The sequence below is a fragment of the Halomonas sp. BL6 genome, assembly GCF_006228115.1.
In the GTDB taxonomy this organism is placed as follows: Bacteria; Pseudomonadota; Gammaproteobacteria; order Pseudomonadales; family Halomonadaceae; genus Vreelandella; species Vreelandella piezotolerans.
Map to the genome: position 1 here is coordinate 65,166 of NZ_VDGL01000003.1, position 14,767 is coordinate 79,932.

Here is a 14,767-nt window from a genome sequence, read left to right on the forward strand (position 1 = left end):
ACTGCTCCAGAGCGGCTATTCCAATAAAAACAAGGATGAACGTATGCGCACTCACCCATCCGCGCGGCCTCACCATGAGGCGGCTTGCCAATGATTGGGCAAATTTTAGCCACGCTGCTGCCGGTCTTTTTGATTGCTGGAAGTGGCGCCGCCTATGGACGTTTCCGAACGCCTGATATCCGCAGTCTGAATACGCTCAATATGGAGCTGTTCGTTCCACTGCTAGTATTTGCCGTTCTGGCTGACCGCCAAGCGCCGCTGACAGAGTACGCGTGGCTCGCCAGCGCTGCCGCATTGGTGGTCCTGGGGTCAGGAGTCGTACTGTGGCCCGTGGTGAAGTGGCTTGGGCTGGAAAGTAAGGTCTTCCTGCCGCCGATGATGTTCAATAACTCTGGCAACATGGGAGTGCCGCTGCTGGTGTTGGCATTCGGGCCAGAAGCGCTACCGGCAGCCGTGGTGGTCTTCATCGTGGAGATGCTGCTGCACTTTTCGGTGGGCCTTTATATGCTGGACCCGCGCACGTCGCTGTGGCGGATGCTTACAATGCCTATCGTCGCGGCCAGTGTGGCGGGGCTACTGGTCAACGTTGGAGGCGTGCCGCTGCCGGGGTGGCTGCTAGAGGCCATGCATATGCTCGGTGGCGTATGTATCCCGCTGATGCTCTTCGCCCTGGGCGTACGCCTGCTGGAGATCGACTTTAGCGATTGGCGTACGGGCTTGTTGGGGGCAGTGCTCTGCCCGCTCTCCGGGGTCATCATTGCGCTTCCGCTGATGTGGCTGCTGCCGCTGACGCCGCTGCAAACCGCCACATTACTCGTGTTCGCAGCGCTGCCACCAGCCGTGTTGAATTACTTGGTCGCCGAGCAGTATCGACTTGCACCGCACAAGGTCGCATCGCTGGTGTTGATTGGTAACCTGGGGAGCTTGATTGTCATGCCGCTGACCCTGGCGGCGGCCTTTGCCTGGATCCAGCCGCCACCCTGACAGCGGCTGGTGCAAACAAGGGGACACACTCAACAGGGTACGGAGTAAGAAAAACGGATTAGTGGCGCGGCTCGTCCTTGACTTCGTAACTGCCTTCGAGCGCATCACGCTGCCCCGTGGACTCCTTGCCAGCGTAGCTACCGCCGATGTCTTGAGCTTGGTCGGCGCGCATCTGCTCCATGCGTTTTTTCATCTTATGGCGCACGAACGGCATCATTGCCCAGCCAACGAGCAAGAAAAATAGCCCTAAGACGACGCCAACGATCATCAGCACGCCAAACGCAAGCCATGTCAGTAAAAGCTTTAAGCTGCCCACGAGCCCGGTCGGCTGCGTTTGGGCAGCCCGGGCACGCCACTGGTGCGCGGCTTGCCAAGCGGCATTACGTTGTTCGCGATTCATCTGTGGCATGAAAGCCTCCATCGTTCGTTTGCCCCCTTTGGAGCTTGTTCAGGCAGGCAAGTTCACTGCCGGTCGAATTTTCCACTCGACTTCTTTTAAAGCGTCATCAATCAGAGGTGGCTAAATGGGCTCTCTTGAGCGCTCGACATGCGATGACACGCGCTGAATGTTAGGCTTTACATGAAAACACTAACATGATGCGTCATGTTTTTATGAGCTAATGTTTTAAGAACAGCGAATGAGGGATCTAAATAAACGAACGCACTACATGCGTATATTTCGTTCATTAACCAGGGTGGTGCTATGACAAACCATGGAGGTAAGTCGGTGTTTATCGCATCGGCGGTGATCATTTTTGGCTTAGTAATCGTAGGGGCCTCTTTTCCCGATGCGTTTGGCAGCGCCGCAGAGACGGCGCTGACGTCCATTACCGAACTGTTTGGCTGGTTCTATCTCTTCTCGGTATTCGGTTTTGTCGTTTTTCTGATCGGTCTTGCGCTCAGCAAATACGGCAAAGTGCGCCTTGGGCCTCAGGACAGTACACCCAGTTATAGTTTTTTTTCCTGGATCAGCATGCTGCTGGCCGCGGGGTTTGGAGTCGGCTTGGTGTTTTACGGCATGGCGGAGCCCATGACGCACTACATCAACCCGCCCTACGGGGATGTGCCTGCCGAAAGCGAGGCTGCCGCGCGCTATGCAATCCAATACAGCTACTTCAACTGGGGGATCCACCAGTGGGCCGCTTTCTCGGTGGTGGGACTGATCATCGCTTACTTTCAATTCCGCAAAGGGCAAGCAGGGCTGGTGTCGTCCGTTCTCTCATCGGTGACAGCCAAACATCCGCGTATTCGTCCCTATGCGTCTTGGCTGGATGTTTTTGCGGTAGTGGCGACCGTCATGGGCGTGGCAACGTCGTTAGGGCTAGGCGTCCTGCAAATGAATGGTGGGCTCAATGCGGTGTTTGGCCTGCCTGAGAACGGGCTTTGGCAGTTTGCCATTCTATTCGTGATGTTTTGTGCTTACATGGCCTCGACTTGGTCAGGGCTCGACAAGGGCATTAAACGGCTCTCGAATCTTAATATGGCGCTGTGTATCGGTTTGATGCTCTACGTGCTGTTCACCGGCCCGACCATCGCGATTCTCGAAACCATTACGCTGGGTATCGGCGATTATCTGCAGAACTTCATTGGTATGAGCCTACGAATTTCGCCCTACAGTGATAATCAGTGGGCCAGTAGCTGGACCATTTTCTACTGGGCCTGGGTCATCGCTTGGTCGCCCTTCGTCGGCACGTTCGTTGCCCGCGTCTCGCGTGGTCGTACCATCAAGGAGTACGTGTTCGGCGTACTGTTCGTGCCGCCGCTGCTGGCGTGTCTGTGGATCGGCGTATTTGGCGGGGCCGCGCTCAATTTGGAAATGAGCGGGAGCGATGTGGGCCTCGCGGCTGCAACGGAAGCCAACATCACCGTCGCCCTGTTCGAGATGTTCGATCTCATGCCGTTCTCTGGGGTACTGTCCGTGGTGGCCATGCTGCTGATTTTCATTTTCTTGGTGACGTCGGCAGACTCCGCTTCATATATCGTCGCGCAGATGACCGACAACGGCTCGATCAATCCGCCGCTCTACAAGCGCGTGGCATGGGGTGTACTGATTGCAGCGATCTGCTTGACGCTGATCGTCGCTGGCGGTCTTTCTGGATTACAATCTGCCGCCGTGCTGTCAGCACTGCCGTTTACCTTTATTCTGTATATGATGGTCATCGTACTGGTACGTGAGCTGCGTGCTGACCGTAAAGCCATGCTGACCCAGCTCTATCGTCGCCACGGCGAAACGCCCGTAGGGGCCGACGCCTTCGAGGCCGAGCAGCTGGGTGAAGAGGAGCGGTTGCGTCGTGCCCCTAGCGTGGTCAACCGGCGTATCAATAGCTAAGCAATGGCTTCAATAGAGGAAGCACTCATGGAAACAGCGTGCTAATGGCTCGACAAGGACGCCACGGAGCCACGCGAAGACAGCCCAAAGGCGCTGCTTTCGACCGCTGGCTGGATCGCTTGGTCACCGTGGCGGTGATCACGGCCATGGTGGTGGGCATCTCGGCGGTGATGGCTCACTGGCTGTTATGATGCAGTGTCCAAGGAGAGTGTGATAACGCCCGGCTATGCCGGGCGTTCGTGTATCTCGACTCGGTTGCGGCCACGCCGTTTGGCCAAATAGAGCTGTTGGTCGGCAAGGCTCAGCAGGTCGTCGGTACTCAGCGGCCGCTCGGCGGACATGCTGGCTACCCCCATACTGGCCGTCAGATGTGAATGTGTGCTGGAGTAAACGTGAGGAATGGCGAGTGAGAGCACTGCTTGGCGAAGACAGTTGGCGACGTCCAGCGCTCCAGCGCTCGCGGTGCCTGGTAGCACACAAATGAACTCTTCTCCGCCGTAACGTGCCAGCAGGTCGCGGCTGGGGTCGATGCACTGATTCAGCGCCGTTGCGACCGCCCGCAGCGTGTCATCTCCCATGGCGTGGCCATAGTGGTCGTTGAACTCTTTGAAATTGTCGATATCGATGAAAATCACCGACAGGGGCCGTTTGGCGCGATGCGCCCACTGCCACTGTTGGGCGATGAACATATCGAAGTGACGGCGGTTGGCCACGCCCGTCAGTCCATCGTATTGAGAAAGCTGATGAAGATGATCGCGCTGCTCCAGCCCTGATTGAAAGGCATTGAGGAGGTGGTCCAAGCTCTCGACCAAATGGCCCAGCTCGTCGTCGTGATGGCCTTTCAACGATGGTTTGGGCCACTGTCCTGGCCGTGCGGGGTCGGTTTGAGTAATTGCGGCGTGCACTTTCAAGAGCGGACGGGTAATGAAAATATGGAACAGCGCAATGACTAAGCCGCTCAGTAAAAAGGCTTCCACCACGCTTCGTCCCACGACCTCGTAGCTACGCTCTAAAAACTCTTGTGTCAGGTAGTCCGCATCCAGCGTGAGCGAGATATCGCCCACCGTCGCGTCGGGCATGTCACTGCCGATGTAGTAGCGTAGCGGCATGTCATGATTGACGATGTCGCCAAATAACCGCTGACTGAGCCAACTAGCGGCGGCTGGTCGAGTGGGGTAAAACTCTGCCAGAGCACGACCAAAATCGTCGCGAATCGCCACGTGAGCAATGTCGCTGTTACTGAACAAGCCAAACGCGATTTGATGCGCTAAATCGGGATTGAGCTGAAAAGCGGCTTCGGCCGCTGCGCCGTTGACGATGGCCAATTGCTGTAAGGTGCGTTTTTGTACGTCTTCGCGCATGCTACTGGCGTGACCGAGTAGCTCGATGCTACCGGATACCAAGCTGATCAAAATGGCGATTAACAGCGTTAGCAGGGCTTGCTTGAGCGTCAAGCGACCGCTGGCGAGATAAGGCTTGGTGATACTCACGACAGTGGCTCCCTTTTCGGGGTGGGCGGCGTGTCTAGGTGGCGCTGCAGTCGCTCGATCACGCTGCGTTCGACGCTGGGGTGACAGGCGAGATAAAGCGGAGCGTAATGGAAGGTAAACAGGTGCTCGATGGCAACGCCTTCTTCTGCTGCCAGTCGCTCTGCGGTCGCTCGTCCAGTGACGATGACATCGATCAACCCTGCCCCTAGCCTCACCATGTTTTCACGCTCGGTGGGCGCGCGCAGCACCTCGACCCCTTGGTTAGCCACGTAATCTCCCACGGCATCTTCACGAAAACTGCCTACCCGCCACTTACCCAACTGATCAAGCTCTGTAAGCTCCCAGTGTCTCGACAATAGGCCGAATGCCGACCACTCGTTGATGACCAGTGGTCCAACCCAGTGAAACAGCGGCTCTCTTTCAGAGGTACGGGTGGTGGAGTAGACGCAGTGGTGCTCGCGTAGCCGTGCTTCGGTATACGCCCGCGCCCAGGGTAAGAGGCGAAAGCGAGCGTCGATCCCGGCATGCGTCAATGCATGGCGTAGCTGTCGTGTGGCAATCCCGTCGATGTCGCCCTGAGGCGTCTGATAATTGAACGGTGGATACTCTTCGGTATTGATCGTGAGCAGCGGTGATTGAGCACGGCTGGCGAGACTGATACCGATGAGCAGCAAGCCGATTGCAACGATCACCCCGTAGGGCATCACGTACAAGAGCGTTCGATTAACCATCGCTACCTGCCTGTATGGCCACCGGGAGAGTCGTGACGTGTTCGAAAGCCTGCTGGAGTTGGGCAACGAGGCGTGAGTCCGTCTCAGCGTTGAGCGCGAAGTAGAGATAAGATTCGCTCAGGGTATAGAGAGGTACCACGATCTCGGCGGGATAGCCTGCTTGCTCGGCAATCCACTGGGCGACATCGCTGCTGTAAGCCCACAGGTCGACGCGCTCGTGGAGCAGCATATGCAGGGCGCTGCGATTATCCATGGCTGGTCGTATCAGTGCCTCTGGGTAGCCTGCCTCGGTTAGGGCTTGGGCACCAATGTCCTCGCGTATGACCGCCACGCTCAATCCCTGTTCGATGGCATCGTCCAGTGAGGACACTCGAATGTTCGCTCCCTGACGTGCAAGCAGCACGACATGGTCTCGCGCGATGGGACCTACCCAGTGAAACCGCGATTCTCGGCTCGGCGTGCGGGTCGTGGAAAACAGGACGGTGTTGGGCCGATGCAGGGCGAGTTCGTAGCCGCGTACCCAAGGGTAGTAGCGGATGTCATCCCTGCCCAGGGGAGAGCCCGCATGGGCCAGCATGGCTTCAAGCAGCTCGACGGAGCTGCCCATCAAGCGGTCCCCGTCTAAGTAGTTGTAAGGCGGATACTCTTCCGTGATAAACGTCAGCGATGCCAGGGATACCGTTGAGTCGTCCGCGAACACACGGTCGTCAAAAAGAGAGGCGGTGACGTCAGCGCACCCTAGCAGTAGAAAAAGGGTGGCCAGTAAACGCTTTTTTATAACGTTGCCATGCGCCATCTAATAGCGTCCCTGTTATTAATTTAATCTAGCAAAGTTAGAGTAACTTTGTGTGTCTGTCACCTCTAATCTGTTAACGAACTGGATAGCGAAGCGATACGGCGAACTGATACTCTTATGGCTCTTTTTAAGAGAGCGCTGATATGTCGTCTGCCCCCGTCATGCCCAATGCCACTGTTTATGCGACCCGGCGCGAAATTTTCGGCTGGGCCATGTTTGATTTTGCTAATCAAGCCTACACACTGCTCATTATTACCGTGGTATTTGGCGAACTCTTTACCACGGTTATCGTGGGCGAACGCAACGATGGTTATCGGCTCGCCAACTTTTTATGGAGTCTTGCGCTTGCCATCAGTTATTTGATGGTCGTGATCAGTGCCCCGCTATGCGGTGCCGTTATGGATTATCGCGCTGAGAAAAAACGCTTTCTGCTGTTTAGCTATTTGGCAACGGTGGCCACGACGGCGATGCTCTACTTTGTCGAGCCTGGCTACGTGGTGCTGGGCCTGTTATTGATCGTGCTCTCCAACTATGCCTACTCCATGGGAGAGTCGTTCATTGCCGCCTTCTTACCTGAGTTGGGTCCGCCGGATGCACTGGGGAAGATTTCTGGCTTTGGCTGGGCACTGGGCTATATCGGAGGGTTAGTCGCTGCTGGTTTTACGCTCATCGTGCTGGGAGAGGCGACGGCCGACAACTTCGAGCGCATCCGCTGGGTGGGTCCATTTGCGGCTGGCTTCTTTTTGGTGGCTGCCATCCCAACGTTTTTGTGGCTAAAAGAGCGCGGTGTGCCCAAACCCCACGGTGTCTCTTATCGCCAAATCGCTCAGCAGCGAATAGTGGGCACCTTCAAGGAGCTGCGCACCTTCAAGGATTTGAGCATCTTTCTTGTCTCTCTGCTGTTTTCCATGGCGGGGGTCTACATCATCATCGCCTTCGCGTTCATTTACGGTGCTCAAGTCATCGGATGGGATGAGAGCGTGCGCAATATCATGTTCATCATCGTGCAAGTCACCGCTGCTGCTGGTGCGATCGGATTTGGCTTTCTGCAGGATAAACTCGGGGCCAAGCATACGTACCAAATGACCCTGGCCCTGTGGGTGGCTGCTATCGTGGCCATCTGGGCGACCCCCGAAGTGACCGCATGGCTCAATCGGCAGTTGGGTTGGCAGTGGCAAGCGCAGCATGTATTTCTAATCGTGGGCTGCCTGGCTGGTTTGAGCTTGGGCTCCAGCCAGTCGGCCAGCCGCGCGCTGGTGGGTGTTTTCTCGCCGCTGGAGAAGTCAGCAGAATTTTTCGGCTTCTGGGGGTTGGCCAACAAGCTCGCCGGGGTGCTAGGCATCGTCATGCTGGGCATACTGCAAACGCTAATTGGACTACAAGCGTCTATTCTTCTTTGTGTGGGGCTGTTCATGGCGGCCATGCTGATCTGCTTAGGCGTCAACGAGCGCCGCGGGCGTCAGGCGGCGGTGGCCTGGAAAAGTGTCTAATGCCACGAGGTGAGCGATGATGACAGGCCGGGCACAGCGCGGCGGCATCGTCATGATGCTGCTCTTCTGGGTGCTGCTCATGGCAGTGGGCACTTGGTGGATCCAAGGCGGCCTGGAGCAGATGTGGCAGCCAAATGTACATCTGATGAATACCGCTCCCGACAATGCGCCGGTCACTCTCAAACGAAACCGAGCGGGGCACTTCGAGGCACCTGGCCGTATCAACGGAGAGCCCGTTACGTTTTTGTTGGATACCGGGGCCACCTATGTGGCGGTGCCCAGCGAGCTAGCCGAACGCCTGCGTCTGGAGCCAGGGCGGCGTGCTTGGTTCAATACGGCCAACGGGCGCGTAGAGGGGAACCTGACCCAGTTGGAAGAAGTCGCGCTCGGTGGAATACGCATGAGCAACGTGCAAGGCTCCATCAGTCCAGGCATGGAACGGGATACGGTGCTGTTAGGCATGAGTTTTCTGAATCAGTTAGCCATCGAGATCCGTGGCGGAGAGATGGTGCTTAGACTGCCAGAACCTTAATGCTGGTTTGTGTTAAGCGCACTCATGTGCTTAGCTGAAGGCTCATGGACGCTTAAACGCAAGGAGTGACAATGGGTATCGAAGTCGGCGGTTTATTAGGTTTGATCTGGCTCGTCATCGTCGTATGGGCCATCGTAAAAGTCGCTAAAAGCTCGGCCGGTGGGTTGGCCAAACTGCTCTGGATCATCGCACTACTGGTCTTTCCCCTTGTAGGGCTAATCGCTTGGTTCTTATTTGGCCCCAAGGGATAGCGAGTGTTAGTCAGTAGAGATATAAAAAGGCAGGCCGTGAGGGCCTGCCTTTTCTGTATTGAGCATCATGAATAGCGGCTATTCATCCATTGCGCTATTGGCATCGGTAGGCGGTGCCTTGTAGTGCCCGGGGATCTTCAGCTTCTCACCGTTGGGCAGGTCACGCACCTGTGTCGGCACATAAACACGTTTAATGACACTTTTGGCTTTGCCATCTCCCATGGGATCTCCTCCTGTCAGATTGTCGACAGTCTGCCACCTCACATTAGCGCTTGATGTTAGAAGAATCAAGCCGACCCAAGCTGCCCAGTAACGAAAGCCAGGGAACATTGATCAAAGGGCAGGCGCTGGCGAGGTTTTGAGGTATCCTGGGAGCTATCACGACCTGCTTTTGCATCGGGTGAGCGGGTGATAATACAAACTGCCTAAGCGGAGTGAAGAAAAAGGATGGTAGATCACTTGGAACAGCAATTTCAAGCACTTGGGGAACAGGATGCGGTCACCCCCGACTACCCCGACCAGGATCACGTGCTTATCATCGAAGACGATCAGCGCTTGGCGGAGCTCACCCGCGACTACCTGGAGGCAAACGGCTTTCAAGTCACGTTAGAAGCGGATGGCGCCAAAGGAGTCGACCGTATTTTGACGCTGCAGCCTGATCTCGTCATTTTGGATCTAATGTTGCCGGGGGAAGATGGTTTAGCGATTTGTCGCCGTGTTCGGCCCAATTTTGTCGGCCCCATCATGATGCTAACCGCCCGAACGGACGATCTCGATCAGGTATTAGGACTCGAAATGGGCGCGGACGACTACGTGCCTAAACCGGTGCAGCCGCGCGTGCTGCTAGCACGCATGCGCGCGTTGCTGCGGCGTGCCGATGGTCCTGCTCCAGATGGCGAAATGCGTCTTAAGTTCGAAAATTTGGAGATCGACAACGCCACCCGTGAAGCTTGGCTCTCTGGTGATCGCATCGACTTGACCAGCGCCGAATTCGATTTGCTATGGTTGTTGGCGCGGAATGCGGGTCGTGTGCTGACCCGTGAAGAGATCTTCAGCGATCTTCGCGGTATCAAGTACGACGGTCAGGACCGCTCCATCGACGTGCGGGTGTCGCGGATTCGTCCCAAAATTGGCGACGACCCCAATCAGCCGCACCGCATCAAAACCGTGCGCAGCAAAGGCTACCTGTTCGTCAAGGACAGTTAAGAGAGGTTGTGGCATGCGGCGAGTGCTGAGTCACGGCACGTTTTTGCGTTTCTACCTGCTGCTGGGGTTAGCGCTTTGCGTGGTGTTTTTCATCGCGCTGGGCGGGCGCTCTTTTATCGAGCAGGTGCGCCGTGAGGATTACCGTGAGCAGCTCGCTGCGCTGCCTATGTCGCTGATGACTCAGCGGTTAGCGGACGTGCCCATGGAGAGGCGGGAAGCACTGCTGGGGGAGTTTTCGGAACAGTTGGGAATGCAGCTCGCGCTGCGTAGCCTCAGCGACGCGTCCCTTGGCTATTTTGAGCGGGCGCGCATCGAGCGTGGCACGGTGCTGGTGTCAGAGCCGCCGTGGCAGCTACGTCAGCGCCTACCGACGACTGGCAGTGGAGAGCAGTGGCTGCTGGAAGCCACCTTTGGTGCCTGGAGCGAGCGCCAATGGCAGGGCAGTATGGTGCTGTTAGGTGATTGGCTAGCCGGTATGCCTGCCGAGGAGCGGCTGACGGCGCTCACGCGTTTGCGGCCGGGCAACTGGCCGCTGAGCCTGCTCAATGCGCTTCCCGACGATCTAACCACCGAACAGCAGTTTCAGCTCACCCTGGGCGGGGTCATTACCCGGCTCGTCTCGGACAAACTCTCCATTACGCTGCTTTATCAACTGCCGAATGAGACAGGTGGCGCGGAGCAGTGGTTGCAGGCAGGCCCCATTTCCCGGGGGGACACCCTGCCGCTGAACCTGCATCTGCCGCTGCTTGTCGCACTGATGGTGGTCCTCAGCCTGATCATTTATCTGATCATGCGCAGTATCGAGTCGCGGATGGCACGTTTGGAATTGGCCGCAACGCGGATCGCCAGCGGTCGTTTGGAGACGCGGGTCAAAGTGGAGAGCGGCGACTTTCTGGGACGCTTGGGGATGGCCTTCAATGGTATGGCGAACCAGGTGCAGAGCCTGCTGCGCGGTCAGCAGGAGATGATTCGCGCGGTATCTCACGAGCTGCGCACGCCGGTAGCGCGTATCCGCTTTGCGGTGCAGATGGTCGAAGACATGACCGACCAACCCGCTATTCAGCGTCAGCTACAGGGTATCGATGCCGATATCGCCGAGCTCGATGAACTGGTGGACGAAATTCTAACGTACGCCCGCTTGGGCGGTGAAACGGTTAACGGCGCCGAACTCGAAATGGCGCTGGTTGAGTGCCGAGCCATGGCCGAAAGGGTGATCGACACGCTGGCCCCGCTGCATGCTCGTCAGCAACTGACCCTGGTGCCAGGGCCGGATATCGAGCTGCTGGCAGAGCCCCGCTACCTTCAGCGGGCGCTGCAGAATCTGGTGGGTAACGCCTGTCGCTACGGCAAATCCCAAGTGGTGATTCGCCTGTGGGATGAGCCGCATTTGGTGCGTATCGATGTCGAGGATGACGGGCCGGGGATTCCTTTCGAGGCGCGGGCCGATGTCTTCAAGCCCTTTGCGCGGCTGGACGATAGCCGCGCTCGTAGCTCCGGTGGTTACGGCCTTGGTCTGTCGATCGTACAAAAAATCATGGCGGGTCACGGTGGCAGCGTTACCGTGGACAGCAGTCCCACGCTGGGCGGCGCGCGCTTTACGCTGCTGATTCCTCGTCGCGAATCGCCGGTTTAATGCCAGAGAGTACCGCAAAGGAGGTCTCCTTGGCGGTGCGTAAAAAGTCCTGCATCCACGGCGCCTCGGCGCTCTCTTCCCGAATGGCCGCATGAAGTGTGCTCCAAATGCCTTGATCGCCGAGCTTTACGGCGCTGACATAGTCGCGCTCCAAATACTCGGTGAGCGCCCAGTTGGGCAGCGCACACACGCCGCGTCCGCTCGCCACAAGCTGCATCATCATGATCGTCAGCTCCGCCGTGCGGATCTCTTTGGGGCGCACGTTGGCTGGCGCCAGAAACTGCGTGAAGACATCTAGACGCGACTGTTCCACCGGGTAGGTAATGAGCGTTTCATCGGCCAGTGCCTCAGGCTCGATATAGGCTTGTCCCGCGAAGCGGTGCTGACGGGCAACGGCAAGCAGGCCCTCATAGCGAAACAGTGGCACATAACGCACACCTTCCAACGGCTGCGGATCGGCGGTAATCACCAGGTCGAGCTGTTCACGCGCCAGCGCTGGTAGGGGGTCGAAATGGTGCCCGCTGGGAATGTCGATCTCTACTTCCGGCCAGTGATCACGAAAGTAATCCACCGTCGGCATTAACCACTGAAAACAGCTATGGCACTCGATGGCCATGTGTAAGCGCCCCTGTTCGGTGCCAGCTAGACGGGCCAAATCCCGTTCGGCTTTGCGCACTTCGGGCAAAATCTCATCGGCCAGCGCTAGCAGCCGTAGCCCGGCGCGAGTGAACTCCACCGGCCGGGTTTTGCGGACGAACAGCGGTCCGTCCACGCGGCTTTCCAAGTCTTTTAATTGATGTGATAGGGCCGACTGCGTCAAGTGCACCCGCTCAGCAGCTTCGACGAGCGAGCCGGTCTCGCGTAGGGCCAGTAGTGTGCGCAGGTGGCGTAGTTCAATCATTGTGATTAATTTTCATGGTTGGTATTAGAATCTTTAGTTTGATTCACGTTTGTGCGGTGATCAAACTGTGTGAAATCATTCACGTTGGAAGGATTCATCATGACAGTGTCGCATATTCTCGGCTATCCCCGTATCGGAGCACAGCGCGAGCTGAAAAAAGTCACTGAAGCCTACTGGAAGGGCGAGGTCCGTCGCGATGAGCTGGAAGCCGCAGGTCAAGCACTGCGTCTTGCCCACTGGCAAACCCAGCAGGCGGCCGGCTTGGACATGGTCAGCGTGGGTGACTTCGCCTTTTACGATCACGTGCTAAACGTCTCCGTGTTGCTAGGGGCGGTGCCTGGCCGCTTTCAGGCTGAGGATGAAGTGAACGCAGGCTGTATCGACCTGGATACCGCCTTTCGTATGGCCCGTGGCCGCGCACCGAGCGGTACGCCAGCGGCCGCTTGTGAAATGACCAAATATTTCGATACCAACTACCACTACCTAGTGCCGGAACTGCATCGTGACCAGACGTTTACCTTAGCCTCCTCGCGGCTGTTTGACGAGGTGGATGAAGCGTTGAAAGCGGGCTTTACGCCCAAAGTGACGCTAATCGGCCCACTGACTTGGCTATGGTTGGGTAAAGCCAAGGGGAGCGAGTTCGACCGCCTCGACCTGCTCGATAGCGTTTTGGACGTTTACAGCGAGGCGCTGTCCCGCCTAGCGACGCAAGGCGTCGAGTGGGTGCAACTCGATGAGCCTGCGCTGGTACAGGATTTGCCGCTCTCCTGGCAGCAGGCTTACGAGCGTGCCTACTATCGCTTACAGTCGACACCGCTGAAGCTGTTGGTCGCCACGTACTTCGGTTCGCTGGGCGATAACCTTCCGCTCGCGACGCGGTTGCCGGTGGAGGGGCTACACATCGATGCCGTGCGAGCTCCCGAGCAGGTGGCGGATGTGATCGATCGGTTGAGCCCCCAGCAGGTACTGTCGGTGGGGTTGGTCGATGGACGGAACATCTGGCGCGCTGACTTGGCCACGCTGCGCGAGCGGTTGCTACCACTGAAAGTGCGGCTAGGTAAGCGGTTGTGGCTCGCGCCTAGCTGCTCGCTGCTTCACGTGCCGGTCGACCTGCGTCAAGAGACCGAGCTGGACGCCGAGCTTTTGAACTGGCTGGCGTTTGCCCGCCAAAAGCTGGATGAGGTGGTGACGCTAGCGCGGCTGATCGATAACCGCGCCACGCCGGAGGATGAGCAGCGGTTGAGCGATGCCACCCGTGCGCTGGATGCACGGCGCGAGTCGCCGCGTACCCGCCAGCCCGCCGTGGGCGAGCGTTTGGCCGCCGTGACGTCCGCAGATAGCCAGCGTCAGTCACCCTACGTCGAGCGCACACAGGCCCAGCGACGGCTGCTGGCACTGCCACTGTTTCCCACCACCACGATTGGCTCCTTCCCGCAGACGGATGCCATCCGTGCTGCACGTCGGGCGTTCAAAGCGGGTGAGCTCAGTCAGACGGACTACGAAGCGAAGATGCGCGAAGAGATCGCCCACGCGGTAGCGCGCCAGGAAGCGCTCGGCTTGGACGTGTTGGTGCACGGTGAAGCCGAGCGTAACGACATGGTGGAGTACTTTGGCGAGCAGCTCGACGGTTTTGCGTTTACCCGCTTTGGCTGGGTGCAAAGCTACGGCACCCGTTGTGTGAAGCCGCCGATCATCGTGGGCGACGTATCGCGGCCTACGCCGATGACCGTGCGCTGGAGCGAGTATGCCCAGTCGCTGACCCAAACGCCGATGAAGGGCATGTTGACTGGGCCGGTGACGATCTTGCAATGGTCGTTCGTGCGCGACGATCAGCCCCGTGCGACCACCTGCCGCCAAATTGCTCTGGCCCTGCGGGATGAAGTTTGCGATCTGGAAGCAGCGGGCATCTCTATTATTCAAATCGACGAACCGGCGCTGCGCGAGGGGCTGCCGCTTCGCCAGAGCGAGTGGCAAACGTATCTGAATTGGGCCGTCGAGAGCTTTCAACTGAGTGCTGCCGGGGTAGCCGACAGTACCCAGATCCATACTCACATGTGCTACTCGGAATTCAACGATATCATCGGCGCCATTGCCGCGCTGGATGCCGACGTAATCACCATCGAGACATCGCGTTCGGACATGCAACTGCTGGATGCGTTTCAGGACTTTGCCTATCCCAATGAAATCGGGCCAGGTGTCTACGATATACACTCGCCGAATATTCCCGATATAGCGTGGATGGTGTCACTCATGGAGAGAGCGTTGAAGAAAATCCCAGCCGAACGGCTATGGATCAACCCGGACTGCGGATTGAAAACCCGCCGCTGGGCCGAAGTCGAGCCTGCATTGGCCAATATGGTCGAGGCTGCCTTGCAGCTACGCCAGCGCTACGCCTAGATCCAACACCTCTCACCTTCGCCCCGC

15 protein-coding genes are annotated in these 14,767 nt (G+C 57.7%); 9 read left to right on the forward strand and 6 right to left on the reverse strand.

Features of this window, described 5'->3' with window-relative positions:
* The first annotated feature begins 90 nt into the window (after positions 1-90).
* Positions 91-984: an AEC family transporter gene (locus FHJ80_RS07060; RefSeq protein WP_139526318.1), complete on the forward strand. Its 894-nt coding sequence runs from the start codon at positions 91-93 to the stop codon at positions 982-984.
* Positions 985-1,042: 58 nt separating this feature from the next.
* Here the strand turns inward: FHJ80_RS07060 and FHJ80_RS07065 are convergent, their stop codons facing one another.
* Positions 1,043-1,393 carry a hypothetical protein gene (locus tag FHJ80_RS07065; RefSeq protein WP_139526319.1) on the reverse strand — a complete coding sequence of 117 codons (351 nt, stop codon included), beginning with the start codon at positions 1,391-1,393 and terminating at the stop codon, positions 1,043-1,045.
* A 294-nt stretch (positions 1,394-1,687) separates the two neighbouring features.
* Here FHJ80_RS07065 and FHJ80_RS07070 point away from each other — a divergent pair, with 294 nt between their 5' ends.
* Both FHJ80_RS07070 and FHJ80_RS17300 read left to right on the forward strand, forming a co-directional pair.
* Positions 1,688-3,313, forward strand: a complete 1,626-nt coding sequence (locus FHJ80_RS07070; protein WP_139526320.1) for a BCCT family transporter — start codon at positions 1,688-1,690, stop codon at positions 3,311-3,313.
* A 44-nt stretch (positions 3,314-3,357) separates the two neighbouring features.
* Positions 3,358-3,504 (forward strand): hypothetical protein, encoded by a 147-nt coding sequence (locus tag FHJ80_RS17300; protein ID WP_168444471.1) that lies wholly within the window; start codon positions 3,358-3,360, stop codon positions 3,502-3,504.
* 33 nt (positions 3,505-3,537) lie between these two features.
* Here the strand turns inward: FHJ80_RS17300 and FHJ80_RS07075 are convergent, their stop codons facing one another.
* Genes FHJ80_RS07075 through FHJ80_RS07085 form a run of 3 tightly spaced genes read right to left on the reverse strand, consistent with a single transcriptional unit; the run spans position 3,538 to position 6,330 of the window.
* The gene (locus FHJ80_RS07075) at positions 3,538-4,803 is read right to left on the reverse strand and encodes a GGDEF domain-containing protein (RefSeq protein ID WP_139526321.1); all 1,266 of its coding nucleotides are present in this window, start codon (positions 4,801-4,803) and stop codon (positions 3,538-3,540) included.
* Positions 4,800-5,534 carry an ABC transporter substrate-binding protein gene (locus FHJ80_RS07080; RefSeq protein WP_231125548.1) on the reverse strand — a complete coding sequence of 245 codons (735 nt, stop codon included), beginning with the start codon at positions 5,532-5,534 and terminating at the stop codon, positions 4,800-4,802. Before FHJ80_RS07080 ends, FHJ80_RS07075 begins: the two co-directional genes overlap by 4 nt.
* Positions 5,527-6,330, reverse strand: coding sequence for an ABC transporter substrate-binding protein (locus tag FHJ80_RS07085; protein ID WP_139526322.1), 804 nt, complete (start codon positions 6,328-6,330; stop codon positions 5,527-5,529). Before FHJ80_RS07085 ends, FHJ80_RS07080 begins: the two co-directional genes overlap by 8 nt.
* Before the next feature lie 143 nt (positions 6,331-6,473).
* Here FHJ80_RS07085 and FHJ80_RS07090 point away from each other — a divergent pair, with 143 nt between their 5' ends.
* The 3 genes from FHJ80_RS07090 (at position 6,474) to FHJ80_RS07100 (ending at position 8,603) form a co-directional block, all read left to right on the forward strand.
* Entirely contained in the window at positions 6,474-7,820 is a 1,347-nt protein-coding gene (locus FHJ80_RS07090; protein ID WP_231125549.1) for an MFS transporter, read from the forward strand.
* Positions 7,821-7,836: 16 nt separating this feature from the next.
* On the forward strand, positions 7,837-8,352 hold the full coding sequence (locus FHJ80_RS07095) for a TIGR02281 family clan AA aspartic protease (protein ID WP_139526323.1): 516 nt from the start codon (positions 7,837-7,839) through the stop codon (positions 8,350-8,352).
* 71 nt (positions 8,353-8,423) lie between these two features.
* On the forward strand, positions 8,424-8,603 hold the full coding sequence (locus FHJ80_RS07100; RefSeq protein WP_139526324.1) for a PLDc N-terminal domain-containing protein: 180 nt from the start codon (positions 8,424-8,426) through the stop codon (positions 8,601-8,603).
* 78 nt (positions 8,604-8,681) lie between these two features.
* On the opposite strand, the gene FHJ80_RS17305 is transcribed toward FHJ80_RS07100, so the two are convergent.
* On the reverse strand, positions 8,682-8,825 hold the full coding sequence (locus FHJ80_RS17305; RefSeq protein WP_168444470.1) for a hypothetical protein: 144 nt from the start codon (positions 8,823-8,825) through the stop codon (positions 8,682-8,684).
* Positions 8,826-9,050: 225 nt separating this feature from the next.
* On the opposite strand from FHJ80_RS17305, the gene FHJ80_RS07105 reads away from it, so the two are divergent.
* Both FHJ80_RS07105 and FHJ80_RS07110 read left to right on the forward strand, forming a co-directional pair.
* Positions 9,051-9,809, forward strand: coding sequence for a winged helix-turn-helix domain-containing protein (locus tag FHJ80_RS07105; RefSeq protein ID WP_139526325.1), 759 nt, complete (start codon positions 9,051-9,053; stop codon positions 9,807-9,809).
* Between the two features lie 13 nt (positions 9,810-9,822).
* The gene (locus FHJ80_RS07110) at positions 9,823-11,442 is read left to right on the forward strand and encodes an ATP-binding protein (RefSeq protein ID WP_139526326.1); all 1,620 of its coding nucleotides are present in this window, start codon (positions 9,823-9,825) and stop codon (positions 11,440-11,442) included.
* Here the strand turns inward: FHJ80_RS07110 and FHJ80_RS07115 are convergent.
* The gene (locus FHJ80_RS07115) at positions 11,405-12,343 is read right to left on the reverse strand and encodes a LysR family transcriptional regulator (protein ID WP_139526327.1); all 939 of its coding nucleotides are present in this window, start codon (positions 12,341-12,343) and stop codon (positions 11,405-11,407) included. The two genes, FHJ80_RS07110 and FHJ80_RS07115, sit on opposite strands and share 38 nt — an antisense overlap.
* A 99-nt stretch (positions 12,344-12,442) precedes the next feature.
* Between FHJ80_RS07115 and metE the strand changes: the two genes are divergently transcribed.
* Complete coding sequence (gene metE, locus FHJ80_RS07120) at positions 12,443-14,740, forward strand: 5-methyltetrahydropteroyltriglutamate--homocysteine S-methyltransferase (protein WP_139526328.1); 2,298 nt, start codon at positions 12,443-12,445, stop codon at positions 14,738-14,740.
* The last annotated feature ends 27 nt before the right edge of the window (positions 14,741-14,767 follow it).

Excerpts from the sequence above, each read along its gene's own strand:
- FHJ80_RS07100 (WP_139526324.1), top strand. The coding sequence starts at position 8,424 with ATGGGTATCGAAGTCGGCGGTTTATTAGGTTTGATCTGGCTCGTCATC.
- FHJ80_RS07115 (WP_139526327.1), bottom strand. The coding sequence starts at position 12,343 with ATGATTGAACTACGCCACCTGCGCACACTACTGGCCCTACGCGAGACC.
- FHJ80_RS07105 (WP_139526325.1), top strand. The coding sequence starts at position 9,051 with ATGGTAGATCACTTGGAACAGCAATTTCAAGCACTTGGGGAACAGGAT.
- FHJ80_RS07085 (WP_139526322.1), bottom strand. The coding sequence starts at position 6,330 with ATGGCGCATGGCAACGTTATAAAAAAGCGTTTACTGGCCACCCTTTTT.
- FHJ80_RS07070 (WP_139526320.1), top strand. The coding sequence starts at position 1,688 with ATGACAAACCATGGAGGTAAGTCGGTGTTTATCGCATCGGCGGTGATC.
- FHJ80_RS17305 (WP_168444470.1), bottom strand. The coding sequence starts at position 8,825 with ATGGGAGATGGCAAAGCCAAAAGTGTCATTAAACGTGTTTATGTGCCG.
- FHJ80_RS07095 (WP_139526323.1), top strand. The coding sequence starts at position 7,837 with ATGATGACAGGCCGGGCACAGCGCGGCGGCATCGTCATGATGCTGCTC.
- FHJ80_RS07110 (WP_139526326.1), top strand. The coding sequence starts at position 9,823 with ATGCGGCGAGTGCTGAGTCACGGCACGTTTTTGCGTTTCTACCTGCTG.
- FHJ80_RS07060 (WP_139526318.1), top strand. The coding sequence starts at position 91 with ATGATTGGGCAAATTTTAGCCACGCTGCTGCCGGTCTTTTTGATTGCT.
- metE (WP_139526328.1), top strand. The coding sequence starts at position 12,443 with ATGACAGTGTCGCATATTCTCGGCTATCCCCGTATCGGAGCACAGCGC.
- FHJ80_RS17300 (WP_168444471.1), top strand. The coding sequence starts at position 3,358 with ATGGCTCGACAAGGACGCCACGGAGCCACGCGAAGACAGCCCAAAGGC.
- FHJ80_RS07090 (WP_231125549.1), top strand. The coding sequence starts at position 6,474 with ATGTCGTCTGCCCCCGTCATGCCCAATGCCACTGTTTATGCGACCCGG.
- FHJ80_RS07065 (WP_139526319.1), bottom strand. The coding sequence starts at position 1,393 with ATGCCACAGATGAATCGCGAACAACGTAATGCCGCTTGGCAAGCCGCG.
- FHJ80_RS07080 (WP_231125548.1), bottom strand. The coding sequence starts at position 5,534 with ATGGTTAATCGAACGCTCTTGTACGTGATGCCCTACGGGGTGATCGTT.